The organism is Pseudomonas fluorescens (assembly GCF_002022275.1).
In the GTDB taxonomy this organism is placed as follows: domain Bacteria; phylum Pseudomonadota; class Gammaproteobacteria; order Pseudomonadales; family Pseudomonadaceae; genus Aquipseudomonas; species Aquipseudomonas fluorescens_AJ.
The window spans coordinates 1-4,861 of sequence record NZ_MSDF01000035.1 but is presented as its reverse complement, the minus strand read 5'-3'; the positions used below and the strand labels follow the sequence as shown (position 1 = coordinate 4,861).

The window sequence follows — 4,861 nt, the reverse complement described above, 5'->3', positions numbered from 1 at the left end:
CGTGTCCCTTGGAGCCTTGAAAGCCGGGCAATTCGATTACTGGCTGGAATTCAGCGCCAGAAACTGGGCCAACGCATACAACATTCCGGCCGTCACCCAGGGCCGGTTGATCAAAGAAGAAATCCCCAACGGCAATCCCACCGGCATGCAAGGTTTTGTGTTCAATACGCGCAAACCGATGTTTCAGGATGTGCGGGTGCGCAAGGCCATCAGCCTGCTGCTGGATTTCGAGTGGAGCAACAAGCAACTGTTCAACGGTGCCTACACGCGCACCCGCAGTTACTTCGAAAACTCGGAAATGGCCGCCACCGGCCTGCCCGGCCCGGATGAGCTGGCGATCCTTGAACCGCTGCGCGACAGAATCCCTGCCGAAGTCTTCACCCAGTCTTTCGAACCCGCCAAAACCGACGGCAGCGGCATGATCCGCACCCAGCAGCGCGAGGCTTACCAGTTGCTGCAGGCCGCCGGCTGGAAGATCGTCGATGACAAAATGGTCGACACCACCGGCAAACCGGTGACCATCGAGTTTCTGCTGGCCCAAACCGAGTTTGAACGGGTACTGCTGCCCTTCAAGCGCAACCTGGCCGACTTGGGCATAGACCTGGTGATCCGCCGCGTCGACGTGTCCCAGTACATCACCCGCGTGCGTTCGCGGGATTTCGACATGGTGGTCGGCAGCTTCCCGCAGTCCACGTCGCCGGGTAACGAGCAGCGTGAATTCTGGAAGTCCTCCAGCGCCGACAAACCGGGCAGTCGCAATTACATTGGCTTGAAAGACCCGGCGATCGACCAGCTTGTCGAAGAGCTGATCGACGCCGACTCGCGCAAAAGCCTGGTCGCCCACGCCAAGGCCCTGGACCGCGTATTGCAGTTTGGCTACTACGTGATTCCCAACTGGCACATCAAGACCTTCCGCGTGGCGTACTGGGACCACTTGGGCCACCCCAAGGTCCCGCCGCGCTATGACGTCGGCATCGCGACCTGGTGGGCCAAACCAGACGTGAAACCGGCAGTAACCCTAGACACAAGCGCCGATCCGGCGAGCGGAGGCGATTAAATGCTGGCCTATATCTTTCGCCGACTGCTGCTGATCATCCCCACGCTGTTCGGGATTCTGCTGATCAACTTCATCATCATCCAGGCCGCCCCCGGGGGGCCGGTGGAACAGATGATCGCCAAGCTTGAGGGCTTTGAAGGCGCCACCAGCCGCATTGCCGGCGGCGGTGCCGAGGTTTCGGTGGCCGGTTCCAGCTACCGTGGCGCCCAGGGCCTGGACCCGGCGCTGGTCAAGGAAATCGAGAAGATGTACGGCTTCGACAAATCGGCGCCGGAACGCTTGTGGATCATGGTCAAGAACTACGCCCGGCTGGATTTCGGCGACAGCTTCTTCCGCGATGCCAAGGTTATCGACCTGATCAAGGAAAAGATGCCGGTGTCCATCTCCCTCGGGTTATGGAGCACGCTGATCATGTACCTGGTGTCGATTCCCTTGGGCATCGCCAAGGCCACGCGACACGGCAGCCACTTCGACGTGTGGACCAGCTCGGCGATCATCGTCGGCTATGCAATCCCTGCGTTCCTGTTTGCGATCCTGCTGATCGTGGTGTTTGCCGGCGGCAGTTATCTGGACTGGTTCCCCTTGCGCGGGCTGACCTCCAACAACTTTGAAGAGCTGAGCTGGGGCGGCAAGATCCTCGATTACTTCTGGCACCTGGCCCTGCCCGTGACCGCACTGGTGATCGGCAACTTCGCAACCATGACGCTGCTGACCAAGAACAGCTTTCTCGACGAGATCAACAAACAGTACGTGGTCACCGCCAAGGCCAAGGGCCTGACCAACCACCGCGTGCTCTACGGCCACGTGTTCCGCAACGCGATGCTGCTGGTAATCGCCGGTTTCCCCTCGGCGTTTATCGGGATTTTCTTCACCGGTTCCCTGCTGGTGGAAGTGATTTTCTCCCTCGACGGCCTGGGCCTGATGAGCTTTGAAGCGGCGATCAACCGCGATTACCCGGTGGTGTTCGGCACCCTCTTCATCTTCACCCTGCTGGGGTTGGTGGTGAAGCTGATCGGCGACCTCACCTACACCCTGGTCGATCCGCGTATCGACTTCGCCAGCCGGGAGCATTGAGATGAACCTGTCCCCCCTCAATCGCCGCCGGTTCGAGCGGTTCAAGGCCAACAAGCGTGGCTGGTGGTCACTGTGGCTGTTCATGATCCTGTTCGTGCTCAGCCTCGGCGCCGAGCTGATCGCCAACGACAAACCGCTGGCCGTGCATTTCGACGGTGGCTGGTATTTCCCGGCGCTCAAACGCTACCCGGAGACCACCTTCGGCGGCGAATTCCCGCTGGAAGCCAACTACAAAAGCCCGTACATCCAGGAGCTGCTCAAAGCCAAAGACGCCTGGACCTTGTGGGCGCCGATCCCGTTCAGCTACCAGAGCATCAATTACGACCTGAAAGTCCCCGCACCGGCCCCGCCTTCGAGCGTCAACCTGCTGGGCACCGACGACCAGGGCCGCGATGTACTGGCGCGCGTGATCTATGGCTTTCGTGTGTCAGTGCTGTTCGCGCTGACGCTGACCGTGCTCAGTTCGATCATCGGCGTGATCGCCGGCGCCTTGCAGGGCTTCTATGGCGGCTGGGTGGATCTGGCCGGGCAGCGTTTCCTGGAGATCTGGTCCGGCTTGCCGGTGCTCTACCTGCTGATCATCCTCGCCAGCTTTGTGCAGCCCAACTTCTGGTGGTTGCTGGGGATCATGCTGCTGTTTTCCTGGATGAGCCTGGTGGACGTGGTGCGCGCCGAGTTCCTGCGCGGGCGCAACCTCGAATACGTGCGCGCGGCACGGGCGCTGGGCATGCAGAACGGCGCGATCATGTTCCGCCACATCCTGCCCAACGCCATGGTCTCGACCATGACCTTTATGCCGTTCATTCTGACCGGCGCCATCGGCACGCTGACGGCGCTCGACTTCCTCGGCTTCGGCCTGCCGGCAGGTTCGCCATCCTTGGGTGAACTGGTCGCCCAGGGCAAATCCAACCTGCAAGCGCCGTGGCTGGGGATGAGCGCCTTTGCGGTGCTGGCGATCATGTTGAGTTTGCTGGTGTTTATCGGCGAGTCCGCTCGCGATGCCTTCGACCCGAGGAAATGAGATGAATCAGGACAATCTGATCGAAGTCCGCGACCTCAGCGTCGAGTTCGTCACCGGCGACAACCACCACCGCGTGGTCAACAACGTGAGCTTCGATATCAAACGCGGCGAGACCCTGGCGCTGGTCGGCGAAAGCGGCTCGGGCAAATCGGTAACGGCTCACTCGATCCTGCGCCTGCTGCCCTACCCGCTCGCGCGCCATCCGTCCGGCACCATCCACTACTCCGGCCAGGACCTGCTGACCCTCAAAGAAAAAACCATCCGGCATATTCGCGGCAACCGCATTGCGATGATTTTTCAGGAGCCGATGACCTCGTTGAACCCGCTGCACTCCATCGAGAAGCAGATCAACGAAGTGCTGGGTTTGCACAAAGGCCTTACCGGCAAAGTGGCCACGCAACGCACGCTGGAATTGCTCGAACTGGTGGGCATCCCCGAGCCGCACAAACGCCTCAAGGCCCTGCCTCACGAGTTGTCCGGCGGCCAGCGCCAGCGCGTGATGATCGCCATGGCGTTGGCCAACGAGCCGGAGTTGCTGATCGCAGATGAGCCGACCACCGCCCTCGACGTGACGGTGCAGCTGAAGATCCTTGAGTTGCTCAAGGAGTTGCAGGCGCGCTTGGGCATGGCGTTGCTGCTGATCAGCCATGACCTGAACCTGGTGCGGCGTATCGCCCACCGTGTATGTGTGATGCAGAAAGGTTGCATCGTTGAACAGGCGGAGTGCGAGACGCTGTTCCAGGCGCCGCAGCACCCTTACACCCAGGAACTGCTGGCGGCAGAACCGAGCGGTGGGCCGGCGACCAATGCAGTCGGGGCGCCGCTGCTGGAAGTCGACAACCTGAAGGTCTGGTTCCCGATCAAGAAAGGCTTTTTGCGTAACACTGTTGATTACGTCAAGGCGGTGGACGGCATCAACTTCAGCCTGCCTCAAGGGCAAACCCTGGGCATCGTCGGTGAAAGTGGCTCGGGAAAATCCACCCTGGGTTTGGCGATTTTGCGCCTCATCGGCAGTCAGGGCGGCATCCGTTTCGAAGGCCAGCAGTTGGACAAACTGACCCAGCAACAGGTGCGCCCGTTGCGCCGGGAAATGCAGGTGGTGTTCCAGGACCCCTTCGGCTCTTTGAGCCCGCGCATGTGTGTCAGCGAGATCGTCGGCGAAGGCCTGCGCATTCACAAGATGGGCACGCCAGCCGAGCAGGAGGCGGCGATTATTGCGGCGCTCAGGGAAGTCGGCCTGGACCCGGATTCACGGCATCGCTACCCCCACGAATTTTCTGGTGGCCAGCGGCAGCGTATCGCCATCGCCCGTGCGCTGGTGCTCAAACCGCGCCTGATATTGCTCGACGAACCGACCTCGGCGCTGGACCGCACGGTGCAGCGTCAGGTGGTGGAGTTGCTGCGTGGGTTGCAGGCCAAGTACAACCTGACGTATCTGTTTATCAGCCATGATTTGGCGGTGGTGAAGGCGCTGAGTCACCAGTTGATGGTGGTCAAGCATGGGCAGGTGGTGGAACAGGGGGATGCGGCGGCGATCTTTGCTGATCCGCAGCATGCTTATACGCGGCAGTTGTTGGAGGCGGCGTTTTTGGTGCCGGTGGGGTAGGTTTCACTGAACACACGCGGTCAAACAGGTGGGAGCTGGCTTGCCTGCGATGGCGTTTTTTCGGGGTACATATCCATTGTTGCGGTAACGGCTGAAATGGGTT

4 protein-coding genes are annotated in these 4,861 nt (G+C 60.7%); all 4 read left to right on the top strand.

Annotated features, from left to right (window positions below):
* Window positions 1-1,057 (top strand): extracellular solute-binding protein (locus BFW87_RS22880; RefSeq protein ID WP_139372475.1); only part of this gene is annotated, 1,057 nt, incomplete at its 5' end.
* A complete protein-coding gene (locus BFW87_RS22875) occupies window positions 1,058-2,131 on the top strand; it encodes a microcin C ABC transporter permease YejB (protein WP_078741986.1) in 1,074 nt (357 codons plus the stop codon).
* Window position 2,132: 1 nt separating this feature from the next.
* Window positions 2,133-3,152, top strand: a complete 1,020-nt coding sequence (locus BFW87_RS22870) for an ABC transporter permease (RefSeq protein ID WP_078741985.1) — start codon at window positions 2,133-2,135, stop codon at window positions 3,150-3,152.
* A 1-nt stretch (window position 3,153) separates the two neighbouring features.
* Entirely contained in the window at window positions 3,154-4,758 is a 1,605-nt protein-coding gene (locus tag BFW87_RS22865; protein ID WP_078741984.1) for an ABC transporter ATP-binding protein, read from the top strand.
* Window positions 4,759-4,861 lie beyond the last annotated feature (103 nt).